The sequence below is a fragment of the Thioclava sp. ISO4 genome (assembly GCF_058105145.1).
Genome location: NZ_CM176571.1, coordinates 3,845,394 through 3,866,293 on the forward strand (window position 1 = coordinate 3,845,394; position 20,900 = coordinate 3,866,293).

Sequence of the window (20,900 nt, forward strand, 5' to 3'; positions counted from 1 at the left end):
AAATCCGCCAGTGCGCTTGCCATAGCACTGGCGAACCGCGACCGGCAGCTCCGTCCGCTTAGCTGGCATCCGCCGCAGACAGCTCCCGAAGATCTTGTCGGGAGCCGCTGATCGACATGCGCTGCGCCTACAAGGCGTTCGGCCCCACGCTGCACCATTTACTGCAAAGGGCTGGCCCGCGGGGCGCCTGTTTCATTGCATCGCTTCGCGCGCCCGCACCCGGCGCGAGGCGATCGTCAGGCTCCCGGCGGCGATCACGCACCAGACCGCCATGCCCAGCATCTGGGTCGGCAGCTCCACGCCCATATCGATCAGCACACCCGTGATCCCCGGCCCCACTGCGGTCGAGAGCACCATCGAGGCCACGATGATCGCGCGGATGCCGCCGAGGTTCTTCACCCCGTAGACCTCGGGCCAGAGCGCGCCCATCAGCGTCCCGGAAAACCCGTTCGACATGCCAAGCAGCGCCATGAAGGCATAGACGCCCCAAACCGGCGTGACCAAGGCGACCGTCAGCGAGGCAAGCGTCAGCGGGGCCAGAACGAAGGGCAGCAGGCGCAGCGCTCCGAAGCGGTCGATCAACCCGCCGCAGACGAAGCCGAAGCCCACCGTTGCGAGGGACATCACCGGGAAGGCGGCTGCGAAGGCGAGCGGGGAGTAGCCGCGCAGCTCGGTCAGGTAGCCTTGGTGAAAGAAGATCACCGTGCCGATGAAGGGCGGCGCGAGCAGCCCCGCCAGCAGCATGTAGAGGACCGGATCGCGGATCACCTCAGCGCGGGTCCAGTCGCGCGCGGTGCCAGAGGCGCTCGATTGCACCTCGGTCGCGTTGGGCACCCGCTCGACCTGCATCAGCCGCATCAGGAATGGCCAGGCGATCAAGACCAGCACCCCGGCCGAGAGCCACCACGCGAGATGCCAATTGCCGCTCATCTGCGCGATCAGCACCACCAGAACCGGCAGCACCGCAGAGCCGAAAGGCTGGCCCGGCACGATCAGCGACATCGCCTTGCCACGGCTCGCGACGAACCAGCGGCCGATCTCGGTGAAGGCGATCTCGGTCATCATGCCCTGCCCGAAGAGCCGCAGCATGTAGATCGCGAGCGTCAGGAAGATCAGGTTCGGCGCGAGCGTGATCCCGACACAGGCCAGCGCGAGCAGCGGAATGGTGAAGCGCACGACCTTCCAGCCGGGCATCAGGTCGAGCGTGCGCCCCAGAAACGGCAGCGTCGAGGCCGAGGCCAGCGTCGCCACCATGTAGAGCGCCCCGAAGGTGCCGCCCGACAGGCCGAAAGTTGCCCGGATGTCATTGCCCGACAGGCCGATGAAGAAGGTCTGCCCGAAGGAGGAGAACAGCGTCAGCAGGAACCCCGCGCCGAGCCAGCGGGCATTGTCGCGCATGAAGCGAAGGTTGCTGCCGAAAAGCTTTTGCATGATGCCCCCTGATCCCTTGGCCCCCGGTTAGAGACCGTTCCCCCCGTGGGCACAACCCCGCCGCCTGCGCAAAGGGGTGTGCGGCGCTGCGATGGCGGGCGCGGACGGCCTCAGTTCGACCAGATATAGAGACCCAGTTCCTGCGCGGCGCGGACTGAGAGCGTCGGGCTGTCGAGGCCGCGCGGCGCCTGATAGGCCGCGATCGCGCGGCCCGTCGCCGGGTCCAGCTTGCCGTCGGCGGGGCCGGAATAAAGCCCGCGCAGCGCCAGCGCACGCTGGGTCATCGCAACGAAAGCGGGCGTCAGATCCTCCGAGCAGACGGATTCGAAATAGCGCGGCTTGCCGCTGTCGACGAGCTTCTGGCCGCTCAATTCGCGATAGATCGCGGGCTGCGTGACCTGGCCGGTCTTCGGGTCGCGCTGTTCGGGGAGCACCTGCACCTGCCCGGTCACGGTCTCGACCTTGGCCGGGCCTTTGAGCTGGGTGAAACATCCCTGCGCGTCGTCGGCGGGCGGGCGGCTTTGCAGCACATGGGCGAGCGTCTTGGCGGGCGGGTCCTTCGGCGCGGCCTCCGAGCCCTGCGCTGCGGGCTGACAGCCCGCCAGCCCCATCGTCACACCCAGAGCCACCAGCACCGCCCGCGCCGTGCCGAAGTTTTCAGCGATCTGCCGCATTCTCGTCTCCGCCTGCCTCGGCCGGCACACTAGCCGATATCTACGCTGCGGCAATCCCTTGCCCGTGACAGCCCACCTCTGGCCAAATCGCCGAAAGCAGCTTAGATCACTTGCGACCGGCCCCGCCGGCAAGCGCGTTTTGATTACGAACAAGAGGCCCCGAGCTATGGCGAAAATCACCTATGTCGAATTCAACGGCACCCGTCACGAGATCGACGTGAAGCCCGGCATGACCGTGATGGAAGGTGCGCGCGACAATGGCGTGCCCGGCATCGACGCCGATTGCGGCGGCGCCTGCGCCTGTTCGACCTGCCATGTCTATGTCGACAAGGACTGGATCGAGAAACTGCCTCCGCGCGATCCGATGGAAGAGGACATGCTCGATTTCGCTTACGAGCCCGATCCCGTCACTTCGCGCCTGACCTGCCAGATCAAGGTCACGGACGAGCTCGACGGTTTGATCGTCAACCTTCCCGAAAAGCAGATCTGATGCGCCGCGCGGTGGCCCTCGCCTTCGCGCTGGTCACCGCTGCCGCCCTGCCCGCGCGGGCCGAGATGTCGGTCGCCGCGCAGTTCACCGAGCCGACGGACCGCTATGGTCACGGCGCGCTCGGCCCCGATCATGAATTCGCAAATCTCCAGATCGACGTGACCCGCAAGGCGGGCAGTCCCAAGGGGCTGTTCTCGGGCCACAGCACCCTGACCTATGACCGGCGCCTCGACCCTGACATGGTCTATGAGGACACCGCCCCGCGCCTGAGCGACCTCGACGGCGACGGCATCGCCGAGGTGGTCGTGGTGCAATCGCATCTGAAGTTCGGCTCGCGGCTTCTGGTGCTCACGGTGAAATCGGGCAAACCGGAATTCCTCGCCGCGACCGATTTCGTGGGAGAGCCGAACCATTGGCTCGCGCCCATCGGCGTCGCGGATTTCAATGGCAACGGGCATCGCGACATCGCGCTGATCGACGCGCCGCATCGGTTGGGCGTGCTGCGCCTCTTCGAGTATCGCGACGGCGCTTTGCAGCCCCTTTTCGCGGGCGGCTCTTTCACCAATCACCACCTCGGCTCTGACACGATCCTGGGCGGGGTGCGCGATTGCGGCTCTGGTCCCGAGATGATCGTCGCCAGTTTCGACTGGTCCGCGTTGCTATCGCTCTCCGTCACGCCCAAGCAAACCGTGGCATGGACACGCCTTGGCCGCGACACCTCGCCAGCGGGCTTCGCTACAGCGCTGAACTGCAACGGCTGATCCCTGCCGCACCTGCCCCGGGAACCGCCCTGCCCCCGCTCTTGTTACCCCTGCATCACGACACCGGCGCGCGGTCGTTCCTCCCCGTCGCGCGCCCAGCTGCAGGATCCCCTTCATGGCCGAAGCCCAAGCTTCCGAAGAAAAGCCGATTGCCGTCTATGGGGCGCTCGCCGCGAACCTTCTGATCGCCATCGCGAAATTCGTGGCCGCGGCCTTCACGGGCAGCTCATCCATGCTGGCGGAGGCCTTTCACTCGGTGGTCGATACCGGCAATGAGGGGCTGCTGTTGCTGGGCCACAAACGCAGCCGCAAGGCGCCGGACGAAAAGCACCCGTTCGGCTATGGCAAGGAGCTGTATTTCTGGTCGCTCGTCGTCGCGATGCTGCTGTTTGCGATCGGCGGCGGGCTCTCGATCTATGAGGGTATCGTTCATATCCAGAACCCAGAACCGATCGAGAAACCGATCTGGAACTATGGCGTGCTGCTCGTGGCCTTCCTCGCCGAGGGCACCTCCTGGGTCATCGCGATCCGCCAGCTTCTGAAGCAGCGCAAACCGGGCGAAGGCTATTTCAAGGCCTTCCGCCGCTCCAAGGATCCGTCGATCTTCGTCGTCGTCGCCGAGGACAGCGCGGCGCTTCTGGGCATCCTCGCGGCCGCGCTTGGCGTCTATCTTTCGGTGACCTTTGAGAACCCGTTCTTCGACGGCGCGGCCTCCATCGTCATCGGGCTCATCCTGATCGTCGTGGCGATCATTCTGGTCTACGAGACCCGCGCGCTGATCATGGGCGAGGCCGCAGACCGCGACGTGCGCGAGTCGATCCGCGAGATCGCGACCGGGTTCGACGAGGTCGCAGAGGTCAAACGGCTTCTGACGATGCATTTCGCGCCCGATCAGGTGCTGGTGAATATCGAGCTGAAGATGCGCCCCGGCCTCTCGCCCGACGCGATCTTCCACGCGGTGGAGGCGGCGCAGAGGAAAACCCACGAAGCCCACCCGGAGGTTTCGAGCGTCTTCCTCGAAATCGAGTCTCTGCGCGGCACGCAGCCCGAGGGCGCTGCGGCCTGAGGCCGCGCGCCGCGCCCCCGACGCGATGCCGCTTTTCACCGCAACGCCGTCGCTTTCTCCCGCGCCCCTCTCCGGACTCGGGGTGATTGTGTCCCCACCCCCGGCGCGCTAGGAAACCGGGCGAAAGATCAAAAGGGATGCGACATGACCCAGACTGCCGACGCTTACGTTCTCACCGTTGCCTGCCCCTCGACGCGGGGGATCGTCGCGGGGATCGCGAACGTGTTGGCCGATCAGGGCTGCAACATCACCGACTCGCATCAGTATGACGACCCGAAGACGGGCCAGTTCTTCATGCGCGTGAGCTTCGTCTCCGAGAAGGGCAAGGATGCCGAGGCGATCCGCGCCGCCTTCGAGCCGGTCGCCACCGATTTCGAAATGGACTGGGCGGTGCGCAGCTCGCGCGAGAAGATGAAGGTTCTGGTGATGGTGTCGAATTTCGGCCACTGCCTGAACGACCTTCTCTATCGCTGGCGCATCGGGGCGCTGCCGATCGAGATCGTGGGCGTCGTGTCGAACCACATGACCTATCAGAAGGTCGTCGTGAACCATGACCTGCCCTTCCACCACATCAAGGTGACGAAAGAGAACAAACCCGAGGCAGAGAAGCGTCTGCTCGACGTCGTCGACGAGTCCGGCGCGGAGCTGATCGTGCTGGCGCGCTATATGCAGATCCTGTCGGATGCGCTGTGCCAGAAGATGTCGGGCCGGATCATCAATATCCACCACTCCTTCCTGCCGAGCTTCAAGGGCGCGAACCCCTACAAGCAGGCCTATGAGCGTGGTGTGAAGCTGATCGGGGCGACCTCGCATTACGTGACCGCCGATCTCGACGAAGGCCCGATCATCGAGCAGGACACCGTGCGCATCACCCATGCGCAGAGCCCGTCGGATTACGTCTCGCTGGGCCGCGATGTCGAGGCGCAGGTGCTGTCGCGCGCGATCCACGCCCATGTGCAGCACCGGGTCTTCCTGAACGACAACAAGACGGTCGTCTTCCCGGCCTCGCCCGGCGCCTACGCCTCCGAGCGGATGGGCTGATCAAAGATGTAGGATGCCCGCCTCGGTCACGATCATGTCGAGAGGCTGATCGGTCGGCTCGGTGGGCACTTCCGGCACTTCCTGCGCCGCAAAAGCGAAGCCGATCGCCGTGACGGGGCCGCGTGCGCGCAGCCCCTCCAGCGTGCGGTCGTAAAAGCCGCCGCCATAACCCAGCCGATATCCCTGCGCGTCGAAAGCCAGTAGCGGCACGATCAGCACCTCGGGGATGATCTCCTCACCCTCTGCCGGGATATGCGCCCCGAAAGCGCCCGAGATCATCTCGGTCTCGGGCGTCCAGCGGTGAAAGACCAGAGGCTGCGCCTCCGCGACCACCACCGGCAGACAGAGCGGCCCGCCATGGGCCACCATCGCCGGGCGCGGATCGGGCTCGGTGCGGATCGGCCAATAGCCCGCCAGCACCTTGCCCGCGAACGGCTCCAGCGCCGCGGTCAGCGCACGGGTCGCCGACCCGTCATCGGCAGCATGGGCGGCCTTGCGCGCCGCGAAAGCGTCCTTGCGCGCGAGATCCTTGCTCATAGCAGCACGACGGAGGCGAGGCCGAGGAAGGCGAAGAAGCCCACCACATCGGTCATCGTTGTGACGAATGTACCCGAGGCCAGCGCCGGGTCCGCGCCGAGTTTCTCCAGCGCGAGCGGGATCAGGATGCCCGACAGGGCGGCCACCACGAGGTTGATCACCATCGCCAGCCCGATCACGATGCCAAGCTGCGCGCCCGAGAACCAGAAGGCGGCCACCGCGCCCATCACCACCGCGAAGGCCAGACCGTTGAGCAGCCCCACGATGGTTTCGCGTCGCACGACCCGCCAGACGTTGCTGTCGGTCAGGTCGCGGGTCGCGAGCGCACGCACCGCAACCGTCAGCGTCTGGGTGCCCGCATTGCCGCCCATCGAGGCCACGATGGGCATCAGCACGGCGAGCGCCACAAGCTGCTGGATCGTGCCTTCGAAGATCGAGATCACCGCCGAGGCGAGGATCGCCGTCAGCAGGTTCACGAAGAGCCACGGCAGGCGCTGACGCACGGTTTCCAGAACGGTATCCGAGATCGCGGATTCGTCGCCAACACCGGCGAGGCGGAGGATATCTTCCTCGTGTTCCTCGTCGAGTACCGACATCGCGTCGTCGATGGTGATGACGCCGACCAAGCGGTCGTCTTCATCCACGACCGGGGCCGAGATCAGGTGATACTGGTTGAACGCATAGGCCACGTCGCCCTCGTCCTGATAGGCCGAGATCTTGCGGAACTCTTCCTCGCAAATCTCGATCAGCTTCGAGGCGCGCGGGGCGGACAGGATCCGTCCCAGAGTGACGTTGCCCACCGGGTGATGGCCCGGATCGACGAGGGTCACGTGATAGAACTGGTCGGGTAGCCATTTGGCTTTGCGCAGGAAGTCGATCGTCTCGCCCACCGTCCAATGCTCGGGCGCGGTCACGACCTCGCGCTGCATCAAACGACCGGCGGAATATTCGGGGTAACCCAGCGATTTCTCGACCGCGGCCCGGTCGGTCTCGTCGAGCGCGCCGAGGATCACTTCCTGCTGCGGCTCCTCGAGGTCTTCGATCAGGTCGACGACGTCATCGGAATCGAGCTCGCGGACAGCGTCGGCCAGAACTTCCGGCGGCAGGCTCGCGAGAACCTCCTCGCGGATACCCTCGTCGATCTCGGTCAGGATCTCGCCGTCGATCTGACGGCCCCAGAGCCGCAGAATCTCGCGCCGCTCATGGCCGGAGACCTGTTCGATAAGGTCGGCGATATCGGCGGCGTGCAAGGGCTCGAGCAGCTCGCTCAGGCGCTCTGCATCTTCCTGCTCGACGGCATCGAGAATTTCCTCGACCAGCTCTCCGCTCAGCCGATAATCCTCTTCCTCGCGCTCTGTCTCTTCGGCAAGTGCTTCGGCCATGTCGCCCCCGTTCGGATCGCGCGTGAAACATAGCTGTTTTCTCGCAGATGGACAGGGGGGCGATGGCGAAAAAGAAGCGCCGCGACGGCAGAGATTTACCTTCGCGCCGCCCCGCCCTAGCATGGTGCTTCTGACAGGAGAGAATGATGGCTGAACTGCATCTCGGGCAGGTTCTGGAATACCGTGGCGACGCACTTGTCGAAGGGCCGGAGGCGGTCACGCACCGGCGCCGCGGCGGTATGCTGATCGACGGCGGTATGATCGCCGCCGTGGGCGAGGCCGACGATCTGCGCGAGGCCCATCCGCAGGCCGAGATCATCGATCATGGCGACCATCTCCTGTCGCCCGGTTTCGTCGATGCGCATGTGCATTACCCGCAGACCGCGATCATCGCGAGCTGGGGCAAGCGCCTGATCGACTGGCTCAACACCTACACCTTCCCCGAGGAGATTTCCTTCGCCGATCCCGCCCATGCGGAAGAGATCGCGACCCGCTATCTCGATCTGGCGCTGATGAACGGCACGACATCGATGTGCAGCTATTGCACGATCCATCCCGCCAGCGTCGAAGCGTTCTTCACCGCCGCCAAGGCCCGCGGGATGCGCGCTGCGGCGGGCAAGACCTGCATGGATCGCCACGCCCCCGAGGCTTTGCGCGACACCCCGCAATCGGCCTATGACGACAGCCGCATCCTCTTGCAGAAATGGCACGGGATGGGCCGGCTGAGCTATGTCATCACGCCGCGCTTCTCGCCCACCTCGTCGGCGGATCAGCTTTGCGCCTTGGGCGCGCTCTGGGCGGAGCATCCCGATTGCCTGATGCAGACCCATCTGAGCGAGCAGGTGGACGAGATCGCCTGGGTGCGCGAGCTATATCCCACCGCGCGCGACTATCTCGACACTTACGAGACCTATGGCCTGCTGGGCGAGAACGCGCTTTACGGCCACGCGATCCATCTGGAACCGCGCGAGGCCGACCGGATCAAGGAGGTCGGCGCGGCGCTGATCCATTGCCCAACCTCGAACACCTTCATCGGCTCGGGGCTGTTCGACTGGCCGACGCGTCTGGCCGAGGGGCAGCGCATCGGGCTGGCCACCGATACCGGCGGCGGGTCGAGCTTTTCTATGCTGCGCACCATGGCCGCGGCCTATGAGATCGGGCAGCTGACGCATCAGCCGCTACATCCCGCGCAGCTTTGGTGGCTGGCCACGCAGGGCTCGGCTCAGTCGATGCGGATGGGCGACAAGATCGGTGCGCTCGCGCCGGGGATGGAGGCGGATTTCATCGCCGTCGACCTCGCCTCGACGCCTGCCATTTCGCAACGCGCGGCACGTGCGGAGGATATCTGGGAGGCGATTTTCCCGACGATCATGATGGGCGACGACCGCGCGATTGCGGGCACCTGGGTCGCGGGCAAGCGGCTGCATTGAGCGATCCGGCCTTCGAGAGGATCTACGCCCGCGCGCCCTTCACGGTCGATTTCCTAGACGGCGGCGGCGGTGATCTGGTGATCTCCTTCGCCTCGATCGGCCATGACCCAAGCCGCCCGCCCGCGCCGGAATTCGTCGCCACCGCCACAGGGCGCGGCACGCCCGGCTTCCCGCGCCGGGCGCTGTTCTTCAGTGATGACAGTCGCAGCTGGGCGAATGATCCGGGCTTTGCCCCTGCCCTGCGCGCCGCCTTGGCAGAGGTGACGCGCCGCCGCCCCGTTACCCGCATCGCTGCCATTGGCCTCTCGATGGGCGCGGTCTCGGCGCTGGTCGCGGCGGAGGTGATCCCGGTCGACGTAGTGCTCGCGCTGTCGCCGCAAGCCTCGGTCAAACCGGGCGTCGTGCCCGGCGAGACGCGCTGGAGCGAATGGACCTCTCGGATCGACCATTTCGCCCGCGAGACCACGCCGCTTCCGCCCGCGCCCTGCTGGGCGATCCTGTGCCACGGCGCGCATGACGATCTCGATCAGGCCATGCCCTTCCCGCGCGCAGAAAACGTCGACCACCTGGTCTTCCCCGATCTCGGCCATTCCGACCTCGGGCCGCATCTGAAGGCGCGCGGCGGGCTATCGGGGCTGATGGAGGCCGCCCTTGCAGGCGACCGTCGCCGCCTGCTGCGGATCGCCAGCGCCGCCGGGGCCGTGCGGCGCGAGAAATTCAGCCCATAAGTGCTGATGCGAGGCGGTTTTGCGTCTCGATCACGCGCGGCAGGTCGATCGTTACCACCTGCCCGTCGCGCACCACCTGACGGCCCTCGACGAAGAGATGTTTCACCTTGGGCGGCCCGCACAGCACCAGCGCCGCGACCGGATCCCATGCGCCCGCCGCCTCCAGCCCCGAGACATCCCAGATCGCCACATCCGCGCGTTTTCCGGGGGCGAGTACCCCGCAATCGGGGCGGCCCAGCACCTGCGCCCCGCCCAAAGTCGCGATCTCCAGCGCCTCGCGCGCAGCCATCGCGTCGGCGCCGTTTTGCACCCGCTGCAGCAGCATCGCCATGCGCGCCTCGCCGATGAGGGAGCCTGCATCGTTCGACGCCGAGCCATCGACGCCGAGAGCCACCTTCACCCCCGCATCGCGCATCTGGCGCACCGGCGCGATGCCCGAGCCCAGACGGCAGTTCGAGCACGGACAATGCGCAACCCCCGTCGTAGTGCGCGCAAACAGGTCGATCTCGCCCGCGTCGAGCTTCACGCAATGTGCGTGCCAGACATCCTCGCCGGTCCAACCGAGATCCTCGGCATATTGCCCCGGACGGCAGCCGAACTGCTCCAAGCTGTAGGAAATATCCTCGTCATTCTCGGCCAGATGGGTGTGCAGCATCACGCCCTTGTCGCGCGCCAGCAGCGCCGCGTCGCGCATCAGTTCGCGCGAGACGGAAAACGGTGAGCACGGCGCGATCCCCACCCGGCACATCGAGCCCTCGCCCGCATCGTGGAACGCGTCGACGACCCGGATGCAGTCGTTCAGGATCGCGTCCTCGCGCTCGACCAGACTATCGGGCGGTAGGCCACCATCGCTCTCGCCGATGCTCATCGCGCCGCGCGTGGGATGAAACCGCAGGCCCAGCTCGGCGGCGGCGTGGATCGTGTCCTCCAGCCGCGCGCCATTCGGATACATATACAGATGATCGGAACTGGTGGTGCAGCCGGTCAGCGCCAGCTCCGCCAGTCCCACCTGCGCCGAGACGCGGATTTCCTCGGGACCCATCTTCGCCCAGATCGGGTAGAGCGTCTGCAGCCAGCCAAATAGCAGCGCATCCTGTCCGCCCGGCACCGCGCGGGTCAGCGTCTGGTAGAGGTGATGATGGGTGTTCACGAGGCCCGGCGTGACGACACAGCCCGCAGCCTCGACCAGCTCGCCCGGGCTTTCCAGCCCCGGCCCGACGGCGGCAATCTGCCCGTCGCGCAGCAGCAGATCCGCGCCCTTCAGCTCGCGCCGGGTGCCGTCCATCGTGACGACCACCTCGGCGCCCCGGATCAAGATCTCGCCCATCGCGCGCTCCTACTGACTGATTTCGCCAGAGCCTAGACCGCGCGGATGGGCGAAGACCAGAGGCGCTCAGCGCCCCATCGCGTAGAACTCAGGGTTCGGCGGGATCGCAGCCATGTTCACCAAGCGGTTCGACAGGCCGAAAAACGCGGTGATCGCGCCGATGTCCCAGATATCGTCATCGGTGAACCCGTGGGCGCGCAGCGCTTCGTAATCGGCCTCCTCGACCTCCTGCGCGCGCAGGCTCACCTTCATCGCGAAATCGAGCATCGCACGCTGGCGCGGTGTGATCTCGGACTTGCGGTAATTCACTGCGACCTGATCGGCGATCAGCGGGTTCTTCGCGCGGATACGCAGGATCGCCCCATGCGCGATCACGCAATACTGGCACTCATTGGCCGCCGAGGTCGCCACCACGATCATCTCGCGCTCGGCAATGGTCAGGTTGCCGGGCTTCTCCATCAGCGCGTCATGATAGGCGAAGAAGGCGCGGCACTCGTCGGGCCGGTGCGCCAGCGCGAGGAAGATGTTCGGGACAAACCCGGCCTTCTCCTGCACCGCCTCGATCCGCGTGCGGATATCCTCGGGCATGTCTGCGAGTTTCGGCACCGGATGCCGGCTGATCTTGTCTTGCATGTGGGGTCTCCTCTCTTCCGCCGCCACTATGCACAGTCGCGAAGGGGCCGAGGAAATGACGTTGCGGCAATCGCGCTCAGAGGTCGAGCGTGATCCAGACCGGCACGTGATCCGAGGGCTTGTCGCGGCCGCGGATTTCCTTGTCGATGCCGACATCGCGCAGCAGATCCGCCGCCTGCGGCGACAGCAACAGATGGTCGATCCGGATGCCGTTATTCTTCTGCCAGGCACCCGCCTGATAGTCCCAGAAGGAGTAATGCCCCGGCCCATGCACGCGGGCGCGGAACGCCTCGGTGAAGCCGAGATTGAGGATACGGCGGAAGGCTTCGCGGCTTTGCGGCAGCGCCAGCGCATCACCGCGCCACGCCTCGGGTTTCGCGGCATCTTCGTCCTGCGGGATGATATTGTAATCGCCCCCCATCACGAAAGGCTCTTCCAGCGCCAGCAGCTCTTTCGCGCGCGCCTTCATCCGCTCCATCCATGACAGCTTGTAGGCGTATTTTCCGCCTTCGACGGGTTGGCCTGCATCGTCCAGCTCCACCGGGTTGCCATTGGGCAGGTAGAGACCACAGAGCCGCACCGCACCCTTGTCGCCGACCACGATGGCCTCGATCCAGCGCGCCTGTTCGTCGCCCTCGTCCCCGGGCAGGCCGCGCGTCACATCCTCCAAAGGCAGCTTCGAGAGGATCGCGACGCCGTTGAAGCTTTTCTGGCCGTGCGTCTCGACGGAATAGCCCAGCTCTTCGAAGATCTCGCGCGGAAAACCCTCGTCGACCGACTTGATCTCCTGCAGCAAAGCCACGTCGGGCTCGGCCTCCTTCAGCCAATCGACCAGCGCCTGATGGCGCGCCTTGATGCCGTTGATGTTGAAGGTGGCGATTTTCATGAGCGGCTCCGGGTTTGGCAGTCGCGAAAGGTGTAACGGATCGCGGCGGGCGCGGACAGGGCGGAGTTAGCCCTCCTCGCTTTCCTCCGTGTCGATCCCGTGACGCTCGAACAGCTTCGCCTGCGACATGATGAAGGCGATCATGATGATCGGCAGACCGAAGGTCTTGAAATCGACCCAATGCGCGTCCGACATCGTGCGCCAGACGACCTCATTGGCCACGGCAAGGCCCAGAAACAGCCAGACGAAGCGCTTGGTCAGGATCATCCAGCCTTCATGCGCCATCGGCATCGCCTCGTTCATCACCAGTTGCAGCCACGCCTTGCCGCGCAGCAATCCGGCCCCGAGGATGCCCGCAAACAGCAGGTAGATGATCGTGGGCTTCATCTTGAAGAAGGTCGGATCGTTCAGCCAGACCGACAGCCCGCCGAAGATCGCCACCAGCACGAGCGTCGCGATCTGCATCGCCGAGAGCTTGCCGGTCAGCAGCCACAGAATCAGCGTCGTCGCCGCGATCAGCGGGATGAACAGCGCAGTGGCCACGACGAAGCCCGAGTAATCGGTGCCGAGGATCGTGTAGGTGCCGTCCTTGAGCCGGTTGAAGGCGACGAAGAACACGATGAGCGGCCCCCAGTCGAGCGCCGCTTTCACCCAGGGGGAAATCTTTTTCTCTGCCATCTGCCTTTACCTGCCTGCTATCTCAACGATCACGGCCCCTGCCGCGATCAGCGCCATCAGAGCCGTGCGCCGCGGCCCCACTTTCTCGCCCAGCACGAGCCAACCGATGAGCGCTGCGAAGACCGTCGAGGTCTCGCGCAGCACCGCCGCCTCGCCCACCTTGTCGAGCCGTGTCGCCAACATGATCGAGCCAAAGGAGAAATAAGCAACAATCGCGCCGATAACACCCCTTTTGACGAGCGGCACCATTTCCGAACTCGGCAGCTTCGTCCAGCGCCGCGCGGTGAAGATCGGCATGAACCAGCCGTCGATGAAGAAGAACCACACAAGGAAGGTGAACGGATCGGCGGTCGCGCGGATGCCATAGGCGTCATAAGTGGTATAGAGCGCGACGAAGGCGCCGGTCGCCACGGCCAGCATCAGGGCGGGCACCATCGTCTCGCGATCGACCGTCACATGGCGCAGATTGTAGATCGCAAGCCCGTAGATGCCTGCCAGAAGCGTCGCCACCCCGGCCCATTGGCCGATCGTGAAATGCTCGCCGAAGATGAACCCCGCGCCGATGACCGCGAAAAGCGGCCCGGTGCCGCGCACCACCGGATAGACCACCGTATAGGCCCCGCGCTGGTAACAGGCCGCCTGCAGCAGCTTGTAGGCGACATGGATGAAGAAGACGCCCACGAAGACCGGCCACATGAAGGGCTCGGGCCACGGCACGACGAAGAGCGCGAAGGGGGCTGCGATGATCCCGTAGCTCGCATCGATCGCGGCGCGGCTGAGCCACGGATCGTGACGCCCCTTCTGCAGCGCCCCGAACAGCGCATGAAGAAAGGCCGCGAGCAGCGCGAGGCCCAGCGCGAGGTGCTTGCCGGTCTCGGTGCCCGAAACGGAGATGATCCAGTCGCTCAAGGGGAAGTCCTTCATGATCTCGGGGGCTAGGGGGCGCTGCCCCCTCTGGCCTTAGGGCCATTCACCCCCGGGATATTTCGACCAAGGGGAAGAGGAAAGGCGCATCCCTCTCTTCGCTCTTGCACAAATAACCCCGGGGGAGTGCGCAAGCGCGGGGGGGGGGGCGGCACCCCCCTTCGCAGTGTCAATCTTCGAGACCGACGAGGGCCTGCGCGAATTCCTCCGGGTCGAAGGGTGCCAGATCGTCGAGCTGTTCGCCCACCCCGATCGCGTGGATCGGCAGGCCGAACTTGTCGGCCAGCGCCACCAGAACGCCACCCTTCGCGGTGCCGTCGAGCTTTGTCATCACCAGCCCCGACACGTTCGAGATCTTGCGGAACACATCGACCTGCTGGAGCGCGTTCTGCCCCGTCGTCGCATCGAGCACGAGAAGCGTGTTATGCGGCGCGCTCTCGTCGACCTTGCGGATCACGCGGACGATCTTGGCCAGCTCCTCCATCAGGTCGGCGCGGTTCTGCAAGCGGCCTGCGGTATCGATCATCAGCAGATCCGCGCCTTCGGCCTCGGCCTTCTTCATCGCGTCATAGGCGAGCGAGGCCGGGTCCGAGCCTTCGGGCGCGGTCAGGACCGGCACGCCGGCGCGATCGCCCCAGACCTGCAGCTGTTCGACCGCGGCTGCACGGAACGTGTCGCCCGCCGCGATCACGACCTGCTTGCCGGCTGCGCGGAATTGCGAGGCGAGCTTGCCGATCGTCGTGGTCTTGCCCGAGCCGTTGACGCCCACCACCAGCACGACCTGCGGCTTCTTCGGATAGAGCGGCAGCGGTTTCGCGACCGGCTCCATGATCCGGGCGACCTCTTGGGCCAGAAGCCCCTTGATCTCGGAGACCGAGAGCTTGCGGCCCATCCGCCCCTCAGCGAGGTTTGCCGAGACGCGCAGCGCGGTGTCGACGCCCATGTCGGAGGCGATCAGCAATTCCTCAAGGCTTTCGAGCATCTCGTCATCAAGGACGCGGCGCGGCTCGGCGGGTTTCGCCTCGCCACCTCCGAAGATGCGGCCCAGAAGGCCGGGCTTCTTCGGCTCGGGGCTGGGACGCTCGGGCGCGGGCTCGACGTCGAGCGGCGCCTTGGCGATCTGCGCGTGTTCCTCCTCGACCGGTTCGGTCACCGGCGCGGGCACGTAGCCGGGCGCGGGCGGGGTCGGATCGGGAAGGTTGATCGTCTCGCTGTGCTGCGGCTCAGGCTCTGCCTCAGGCTCCGGTTCCGGGGCGGGTTCAGTGCGGGTCTGCGGCGCCACCTCGGGGGAGGTCTCTGCGGGCGTCGCGGGCGCAGAAGGCTCCGGCGTCTCCGCGACCTCGTCTTCACTGGCCGCATTCTCGGCGACGATATCCTCGAGGCCCTGCTCGAGCTTGGAGGAGGAACGCGTCAGACGCGATTTGAGCTTTTTGAAAAACGACATGGATCAGGCCTTTCCTTACGCTCCACCTAGTTCATCGCAGACCCGGATGGAAGGCTTATCCCCCGGCAAAACCCGATCCCGCGCCCCAGCCGATCAAGGCCTGACCGCCCCAGTAGAGCACCCAGAGCGCGCGTGCCGCCAGCTGTTTGCGGCCTGCGTCGCGCAGCACGAACATCTCCAGCGCGAGGATCAGGTCGGAGAGGACGAAGGCGAGGCTGCCCAAGATCACCATCAGATAGCCCGCAGGCAGGCCCATCGCTACCGCCGCCATCGCCACGATGATCCAGATATAGCTGCGCACCGGCCAGCACAGCCCGCCAGTGCGCGGCAGCAGCCAGAACTCCGCCGAGAGCCCCAGGGCGATAAGCGGGATGGTCCATGCGGAGGGCCGCGCGCCGATGTCGAGAAACCCCAGAAGATAGGCCAGATGCCCCGCCGCGAAGGCCGCCATGCCGATCAGAAAGGCCCGTTGACCGGGACGCGACAGGGCGAAATCGCCCGCCGCCCCGAGCGCGAGACCTGCGAGGATCGCAAGCGGCGCGCCCATGGCCGCCGCCATCGGAATCAGCGCCACGACGGAGGCGGTCTTCACAAGGGTTTTCGCGCCGCTTTCGCCCGCGCCTGCATGGCGCACGAGGTAAATCAGCGCGAAGACGGCGGCGATGAAGAGGCTGATCGGGGCTGCGGACATCATGGCCACATCTCGCGCAGAAAAGCCCGGCCGCCGCAAGCGGGGTCATAAAAGGGTCGAAATTGGCGAAAGAATAGCGCAAAACCATTGCACTATTGAGAGTGAGCGAAGCGGACCCGCAGCACGTGACCCAAGGCAAAGACCCTTCACGCAAGCGCCGCCTGAGCGGAGCAATTGCAAATCTGCTGCGGCGGTCGCGCGAGATCCCCGGGGTCGACAGTTTCGCGGTGGTGACGCTTCTGCCTGTACCGCTTCTGCTGGTGGCGGGCGTCTTCGGCGGGATCGCGGCCTGGGCGGCGCTGGTCTGGATCGGGCTGTGCATGTTCATCTTGGATGAGGCGCTGAAGCATCCCTCTCCTGATGCGCCGGAAGGCTCGGAATTCCCGGCAGCGGATACGCTGTCGACGACGCTGGCGGTGGTGCATTTCGTGCTGCTCGTGCTCGGCGTGGCGGCGATGTCGGGGCATACGCTGCTGGAGGGGCCAAGCTGGATCGCGGTCTGGCTGTCCTTCGGACTGTTCTTCGGTCAGGTGTCGAATTCCAATGCGCATGAGATGATCCATCGCTCGGACAAACGGCTGTTTCTGCTGGGGAAATGGGTCTATATCTCGCTGCTCTTCGGGCATCACACCTCGGCGCATCGGCTCGTCCATCACCGCTTCGTCGCGACGCCGGACGATCCGAATTCCGCGCAGCTTGGAGAGGGGTTCTGGTCCTTTGCGCCGCGGGCCTGGATCGGTAGCTTCGTCGGCGGCTACGAGATGGAGCGCAACCGCTTTGCCCGGCTGCCAGCGATCGACCCGAAAGCGCCGCTGAGCGCGCGGATCAAGGCGAGGATCGCGCGGCTCGGCCCCTACCCGTCCTATCTGCTGGGCGGGCTGTGGTTCGCGGTGCTGTTCGGGATGCTCTTCGGGGCCGAGGGCGTGGTGGCTTACCTGATGCTCTGCGCCTATGCGCAGGTGCAGATCCTGCTCGCCGATTACGTTCAGCATTACGGGTTGTCACGCAAACGCCGTGGCGATGGCAGTTTCGATCCGGTCGATGCGCATCACAGCTGGGATGCGCCCGCGCCGATCACCTCGCTGTGGATGCTCAACGCGCCGCGCCATTCGGATCACCACGCGCATCCGGCGCGGGAATACCCGGCGCTGCGACTTGGCGACCTGACCGAGCCGCGGCGGCCTGTTCTGCCGCGCAGCCTGCCCGCGATGGCGGCGCTGGCGCTGTTCCCGCCGCTCTGGCGCCGGGTCATGGACAAGCGCGTGAAGGCGCTGCGCCCCGACAAGCCGGCCGACGCCGGCGCGCCCAGCGCGCGCTAGGCAAGCGGGCCGCGATCTGGCAGGTTGGGTGAAAGACCTTGCCGGAGCCCCCCCATGCGCCCGATCCCGATCCTGACATTGTCCCTCGCGGCCTTGGCCCTGAAACCGACGCTGGCGGCGGCTGCCGACCCGCTGGGACCACCGCTCAATGCGGAGCAATTCGATCAGCGCACCGTCGGGCGCACCATCACCTATTCGGTCTTCGGCCAACCCTACGGGTCCGAGCAATACAAGCCCGGCCACAAGGTGATCTGGGCCTTCACCGAAAGCGAGTGCAAGGAAGGCGACTGGTATCAGGACGGGCAGTATATCTGCTTCGATTACGGCGAATACGCGCCGCTGCAATGCTGGACCTTCTACGATACGGCGCAGGGGCTGGTCGCGCAGTTCAAAGGCGATCCCTCGCAGGAGCCGCTGGTGAGCCTGTCGGAAAGCCACGACCCGCTGATCTGTCAGGGCCCGGATGTGGGCGTCTAAGCCTCAGAACAGACTGCCCTGAGACGGGCCAGGATCGGGCTTTTTCTTCTTCGGCTTCGGCGCGGTCGCACTGCCGCCCCCGCCCGGAATGACCGCAAGCTTGCCATCGGCGAACTCGATCTCGAGACCGGGCTGCTTCTCTGCCACCGCTTGCGAGGTCACCACGCCGTCGGGGCCGCGCACTACCGCATAGCCGCGCTTGAGCGTCTCGGTATAGCCCAGCGTCTGGCGCATCCGATCGAGCCGTTCGAGCCGTTCGCGCTGCACCTCGAGCCGCGCGGGCAAGGAGCGCTCGAGCCGGGCTTCCAGCCCCGCCAGCCGCTCGGCGCCCTCGCGGTTGCGCCGCTGCGCATCGCCGATCATCCGCACCCGCGCCGCGTCCAGCCGCCGCGCAAGCTGCACGTGATCCTGGGTCGCGCGCCGCATCCGCGCCGCAGGCGCAGGCACGAGCCGCGCCGACAAACCGTCGATCTCACGCGAGCGATCCCGGATGAAGCGCCGCAGCAGGTTCGGCGAGATTTGCGCAGCCAGCGGCGCGAAACGGGTATTCTTGCGCAGGACCAGCGTGCGCAGTGCAGGGCCCAGCCGCTCGGCCCAGAGATCGAAGCTTTGCCGCGCCGGTTGCGTCAGCGCCTCGGGACGACCCAGCCCACGCGCCAGATCGCGCAGCCGTTGGCCGCGCTGATCGAGCCGCCCCCGCGCCGCCCGCATCATCCGCGTCTGCGCCTCGGACAGCCACGCGGCCAGTTCGGCGCGCACCGGCACCGCCATTTCCGCCGCCGCCGTGGGCGTGGGCGCGCGCCGGTCAGCGGCGTGATCCACCAGCGTCGTATCGGTCTCGTGGCCCACCGCCGAGATCACCGGGATGTCGCTTTCGGCCACGGCGCGCACCACAGCCTCTTCGTTGAACCCCCAAAGGTCTTCGATCGAGCCGCCGCCGCGCGCGACGATGATCAGATCGGGGCGCGGGATCTCCCCGCCCGGCGCCAGCGCGTTGAAGCCCCGCACCGCGCGCGCCACTTCCGGCGCGCAGGCCTGCCCCTGCACCGCGACCGGCCAGATCAACACATGGCGCGGGAAGCGATCGGCGAGCCTGTGCAGGATGTCGCGGATCACCGCCCCCGAGGGCGAGGTCACCACGCCGATCACCTGCGGCAGCCACGGAATGGGCTTCTTGCGGCCCGCGTCGAACAGCCCCTCGGCGGCCAGCGCCTTGCGCCGCGCCTCCAGCATCGCCATCAGCGCGCCCGCGCCCGCCGGTTCGACATTGTCGACGATCAGCTGGTATTTCGACTGGCCCGCGAAAGTCGTCATCCGGCCGGTGGCGATGACCTCCATCCCTTCCTCGGGGCGGACCTGCATCTTTGCCACCTGCCCCTTCCAGCTGACGGCGGCGATCACCGAGCGGTCGTCCTTGAGGTCGAAATACATATGGCCCGAGCGCGGCATCGACACACGGCCCACTTCGCCGCGCACCCGGACGCGACCGAATTCCCCCTCTATCACGCGCTTCACCGCCCCCGAAATCTCGGAGACCGTGTAATCATGCGCGTTCGAGCCGTTTTCGTCGTCGAGAAGGTCCATATGCCTGCCTGCTTGAGCGTTGGTCCGGGGCGCCTTGCCTCAGGGTTTCGCGCAGCTTAGAAGGCGGGAAAGCGAAGGCCAAGGGGGCGAGCGATGAACATTCTGGTTCTGGGCGGCGGCGGGCGCGAACATGCGCTGGCTTGGGCGATCAAGCAAAATCCGAAATGCGACCGGCTGATCGTGGCCCCGGGCAATGCCGGGATCGCGCAGATCGCCGATTGCGCGGCGATCGATCCGAACGATGCGGCGGCGGTGCTGGAACTCTGCGAGGCCAATGCGGTCGATTTCGTGGTGATCGGGCCGGAAGCCCCGCTGGCTGCGGGCGTGGCCGATGCGCTGCGCGCGCAGAACATCTTGACCTTCGGCCCCTCGGCGGAAGCGGCCAAGCTGGAAGCCTCGAAAGCCTTCACGAAAGAGATTTGCGACGCCTGCAACGCGCCCACTGCAGCCTATGCCCGCTTCACCAGCGCGGAAGGCGCGAAGGGCTATGTCCGCGAACAGGGCGCCCCGATCGTGGTCAAGGCAGACGGCCTGGCCGCGGGCAAAGGCGTGATCGTCGCGATGACGCTCGATGAGGCCTTCAACGGCATCGACGAGATTTTCGGCGGCGCGTTCGGAAGCGCGGGCGCGGAAGTCGTGATCGAGGAATTCATGGAGGGCGAAGAAGCCTCGCTCTTCGTGCTGTGCGATGGCGAGAACGTGCTGGCCGTGGGCGGCGCGCAGGATCACAAGCGCGTCGGCGAAGGCGATACCGGCCCGAATACCGGCGGCATGGGGGCCTATTCCCCCGCCCCGATCCTGAGCCCCGAGATCGAGGCGAAGGCGATGGACGAGATCGTGCGCCCCACCGTGGCCGAGATGGCCAAGCGCGGCACGCCGTTTCAGGGCGTGCTCTATGCCGGGCTGATGATCAAGGATGGCCAACCGCGGCTCGTGGAATACAACGTGCGCTTCGGCGATCCCGAATGTCAGGTGCTGATGCTGCGGCTGGGCGCACAGGTACTCGACCTGCTGCTGGCCTGCGCGGAAGGGCGTCTGGGCGAGGTGCAGGCGCAATGGGCGCCCGATCACGCGATGACGGTGGTCATGGCCGCGCAGGGCTATCCCGGCGCCTATGAGAAAGGCTCGGCGATCGGCGGGCTCGACGCGCTGCCCGAGGATGGCACGCGCATGGTCTTCCACGCCGGCACCTCCGAGAAAGACGGACATGTCGTTGCGAGCGGCGGTCGCGTTCTCAACGTCACGGCCCGCGGCGAGAGCCTGCAGGAAGCGCGCGACCGGGCCTATGCGATGATCGACGCGATCGACTGGCCCGAAGGCTTCTGTCGCCGCGATATCGGCTGGCGGGCGCTGAGCTGACCCGAGGGGTAGAGGGGGCTCTGCCCCCTCGGCCTGAC

At 66.2% G+C, this 20,900-nt stretch carries 21 protein-coding genes; 9 read left to right on the forward strand and 12 right to left on the reverse strand.

Going from position 1 to position 20,900, the window contains the following annotated elements:
* Positions 1–192 precede the first annotated feature (192 nt).
* Positions 193–1,431 (reverse strand): MFS transporter, encoded by a 1,239-nt coding sequence (locus AC2TZ7_RS18695; RefSeq protein WP_489865346.1) that lies wholly within the window; start codon positions 1,429–1,431, stop codon positions 193–195.
* Between the two features lie 110 nt (positions 1,432–1,541).
* Complete coding sequence (locus tag AC2TZ7_RS18700) at positions 1,542–2,105, reverse strand: peptidoglycan-binding domain-containing protein (RefSeq protein ID WP_489865347.1); 564 nt, start codon at positions 2,103–2,105, stop codon at positions 1,542–1,544.
* 166 nt (positions 2,106–2,271) lie between these two features.
* Here AC2TZ7_RS18700 and AC2TZ7_RS18705 point away from each other — a divergent pair, with 166 nt between their 5' ends.
* From AC2TZ7_RS18705 to purU, 4 genes are all read left to right on the forward strand, one after another.
* Positions 2,272–2,595 carry a 2Fe-2S iron-sulfur cluster-binding protein gene (locus AC2TZ7_RS18705; protein ID WP_075776110.1) on the forward strand — a complete coding sequence of 108 codons (324 nt, stop codon included), beginning with the start codon at positions 2,272–2,274 and terminating at the stop codon, positions 2,593–2,595.
* Positions 2,595–3,356, forward strand: coding sequence for an FG-GAP repeat domain-containing protein (locus AC2TZ7_RS18710; RefSeq protein WP_489865348.1), 762 nt, complete (start codon positions 2,595–2,597; stop codon positions 3,354–3,356). Before AC2TZ7_RS18705 ends, AC2TZ7_RS18710 begins: the two co-directional genes overlap by 1 nt.
* 115 nt (positions 3,357–3,471) lie before the next feature.
* On the forward strand, positions 3,472–4,422 hold the full coding sequence (locus tag AC2TZ7_RS18715; protein ID WP_489865349.1) for a cation diffusion facilitator family transporter: 951 nt from the start codon (positions 3,472–3,474) through the stop codon (positions 4,420–4,422).
* Positions 4,423–4,566: 144 nt separating this feature from the next.
* Positions 4,567–5,463, forward strand: coding sequence for a formyltetrahydrofolate deformylase (gene purU, locus AC2TZ7_RS18720; protein WP_489865350.1), 897 nt, complete (start codon positions 4,567–4,569; stop codon positions 5,461–5,463).
* Here the strand turns inward: purU and AC2TZ7_RS18725 are convergent, their stop codons facing one another.
* Positions 5,464–6,000 (reverse strand): 5-formyltetrahydrofolate cyclo-ligase, encoded by a 537-nt coding sequence (locus AC2TZ7_RS18725; RefSeq protein WP_489865351.1) that lies wholly within the window; start codon positions 5,998–6,000, stop codon positions 5,464–5,466.
* Entirely contained in the window at positions 5,997–7,382 is a 1,386-nt protein-coding gene (gene mgtE / locus AC2TZ7_RS18730; protein ID WP_134331868.1) for a magnesium transporter, read from the reverse strand. The genes AC2TZ7_RS18725 and mgtE overlap by 4 nt, the downstream gene beginning before the upstream one ends.
* Positions 7,383–7,528: 146 nt before the next feature.
* On the opposite strand from mgtE, the gene guaD reads away from it, so the two are divergent.
* Together guaD and AC2TZ7_RS18740 are read left to right on the forward strand one after the other, a co-directional pair.
* Complete coding sequence (guaD, locus tag AC2TZ7_RS18735) at positions 7,529–8,812, forward strand: guanine deaminase (protein ID WP_489865352.1); 1,284 nt, start codon at positions 7,529–7,531, stop codon at positions 8,810–8,812.
* Entirely contained in the window at positions 8,809–9,540 is a 732-nt protein-coding gene (locus AC2TZ7_RS18740; protein ID WP_489865353.1) for a hypothetical protein, read from the forward strand. The genes guaD and AC2TZ7_RS18740 overlap by 4 nt, the downstream gene beginning before the upstream one ends.
* Here the strand turns inward: AC2TZ7_RS18740 and AC2TZ7_RS18745 are convergent.
* From AC2TZ7_RS18745 to AC2TZ7_RS18775, 7 genes are all read right to left on the reverse strand, one after another.
* The gene (locus tag AC2TZ7_RS18745) at positions 9,530–10,867 is read right to left on the reverse strand and encodes an 8-oxoguanine deaminase (protein WP_489865354.1); all 1,338 of its coding nucleotides are present in this window, start codon (positions 10,865–10,867) and stop codon (positions 9,530–9,532) included. The two genes, AC2TZ7_RS18740 and AC2TZ7_RS18745, sit on opposite strands and share 11 nt — an antisense overlap.
* A gap of 66 nt (positions 10,868–10,933) precedes the next feature.
* The gene (locus AC2TZ7_RS18750) at positions 10,934–11,500 is read right to left on the reverse strand and encodes a peroxidase-related enzyme (RefSeq protein ID WP_489865355.1); all 567 of its coding nucleotides are present in this window, start codon (positions 11,498–11,500) and stop codon (positions 10,934–10,936) included.
* Between the two features lie 76 nt (positions 11,501–11,576).
* Positions 11,577–12,386: an exodeoxyribonuclease III gene (gene xth, locus AC2TZ7_RS18755; RefSeq protein WP_489865356.1), complete on the reverse strand. Its 810-nt coding sequence runs from the start codon at positions 12,384–12,386 to the stop codon at positions 11,577–11,579.
* A gap of 66 nt (positions 12,387–12,452) precedes the next feature.
* Positions 12,453–13,064 carry an inner membrane-spanning protein YciB gene (locus tag AC2TZ7_RS18760; RefSeq protein ID WP_098410362.1) on the reverse strand — a complete coding sequence of 204 codons (612 nt, stop codon included), beginning with the start codon at positions 13,062–13,064 and terminating at the stop codon, positions 12,453–12,455.
* A 6-nt stretch (positions 13,065–13,070) separates the two neighbouring features.
* Complete coding sequence (locus tag AC2TZ7_RS18765; protein ID WP_489865357.1) at positions 13,071–13,973, reverse strand: EamA family transporter; 903 nt, start codon at positions 13,971–13,973, stop codon at positions 13,071–13,073.
* 184 nt (positions 13,974–14,157) lie between these two features.
* A complete protein-coding gene (ftsY, locus tag AC2TZ7_RS18770) occupies positions 14,158–15,432 on the reverse strand; it encodes a signal recognition particle-docking protein FtsY (protein WP_489865358.1) in 1,275 nt (424 codons plus the stop codon).
* A 55-nt stretch (positions 15,433–15,487) separates the two neighbouring features.
* The gene (locus tag AC2TZ7_RS18775) at positions 15,488–16,126 is read right to left on the reverse strand and encodes a lysoplasmalogenase family protein (protein WP_489865359.1); all 639 of its coding nucleotides are present in this window, start codon (positions 16,124–16,126) and stop codon (positions 15,488–15,490) included.
* 122 nt (positions 16,127–16,248) lie between these two features.
* Between AC2TZ7_RS18775 and AC2TZ7_RS18780 the strand changes: the two genes are divergently transcribed.
* Positions 16,249–17,442, forward strand: a complete 1,194-nt coding sequence (locus AC2TZ7_RS18780; protein WP_489865360.1) for an alkane 1-monooxygenase — start codon at positions 16,249–16,251, stop codon at positions 17,440–17,442.
* Between the two features lie 54 nt (positions 17,443–17,496).
* The gene (locus AC2TZ7_RS18785) at positions 17,497–17,919 is read left to right on the forward strand and encodes a hypothetical protein (RefSeq protein WP_489865361.1); all 423 of its coding nucleotides are present in this window, start codon (positions 17,497–17,499) and stop codon (positions 17,917–17,919) included.
* Between the two features lie 3 nt (positions 17,920–17,922).
* Here AC2TZ7_RS18785 and xseA read toward each other — a convergent pair whose 3' ends face one another.
* The gene (gene xseA / locus AC2TZ7_RS18790) at positions 17,923–19,503 is read right to left on the reverse strand and encodes an exodeoxyribonuclease VII large subunit (protein ID WP_489865362.1); all 1,581 of its coding nucleotides are present in this window, start codon (positions 19,501–19,503) and stop codon (positions 17,923–17,925) included.
* A gap of 93 nt (positions 19,504–19,596) precedes the next feature.
* On the opposite strand from xseA, the gene purD reads away from it, so the two are divergent.
* Entirely contained in the window at positions 19,597–20,862 is a 1,266-nt protein-coding gene (purD, locus tag AC2TZ7_RS18795) for a phosphoribosylamine--glycine ligase (protein ID WP_489865363.1), read from the forward strand.
* Positions 20,863–20,900: the final 38 nt, after the last annotated feature.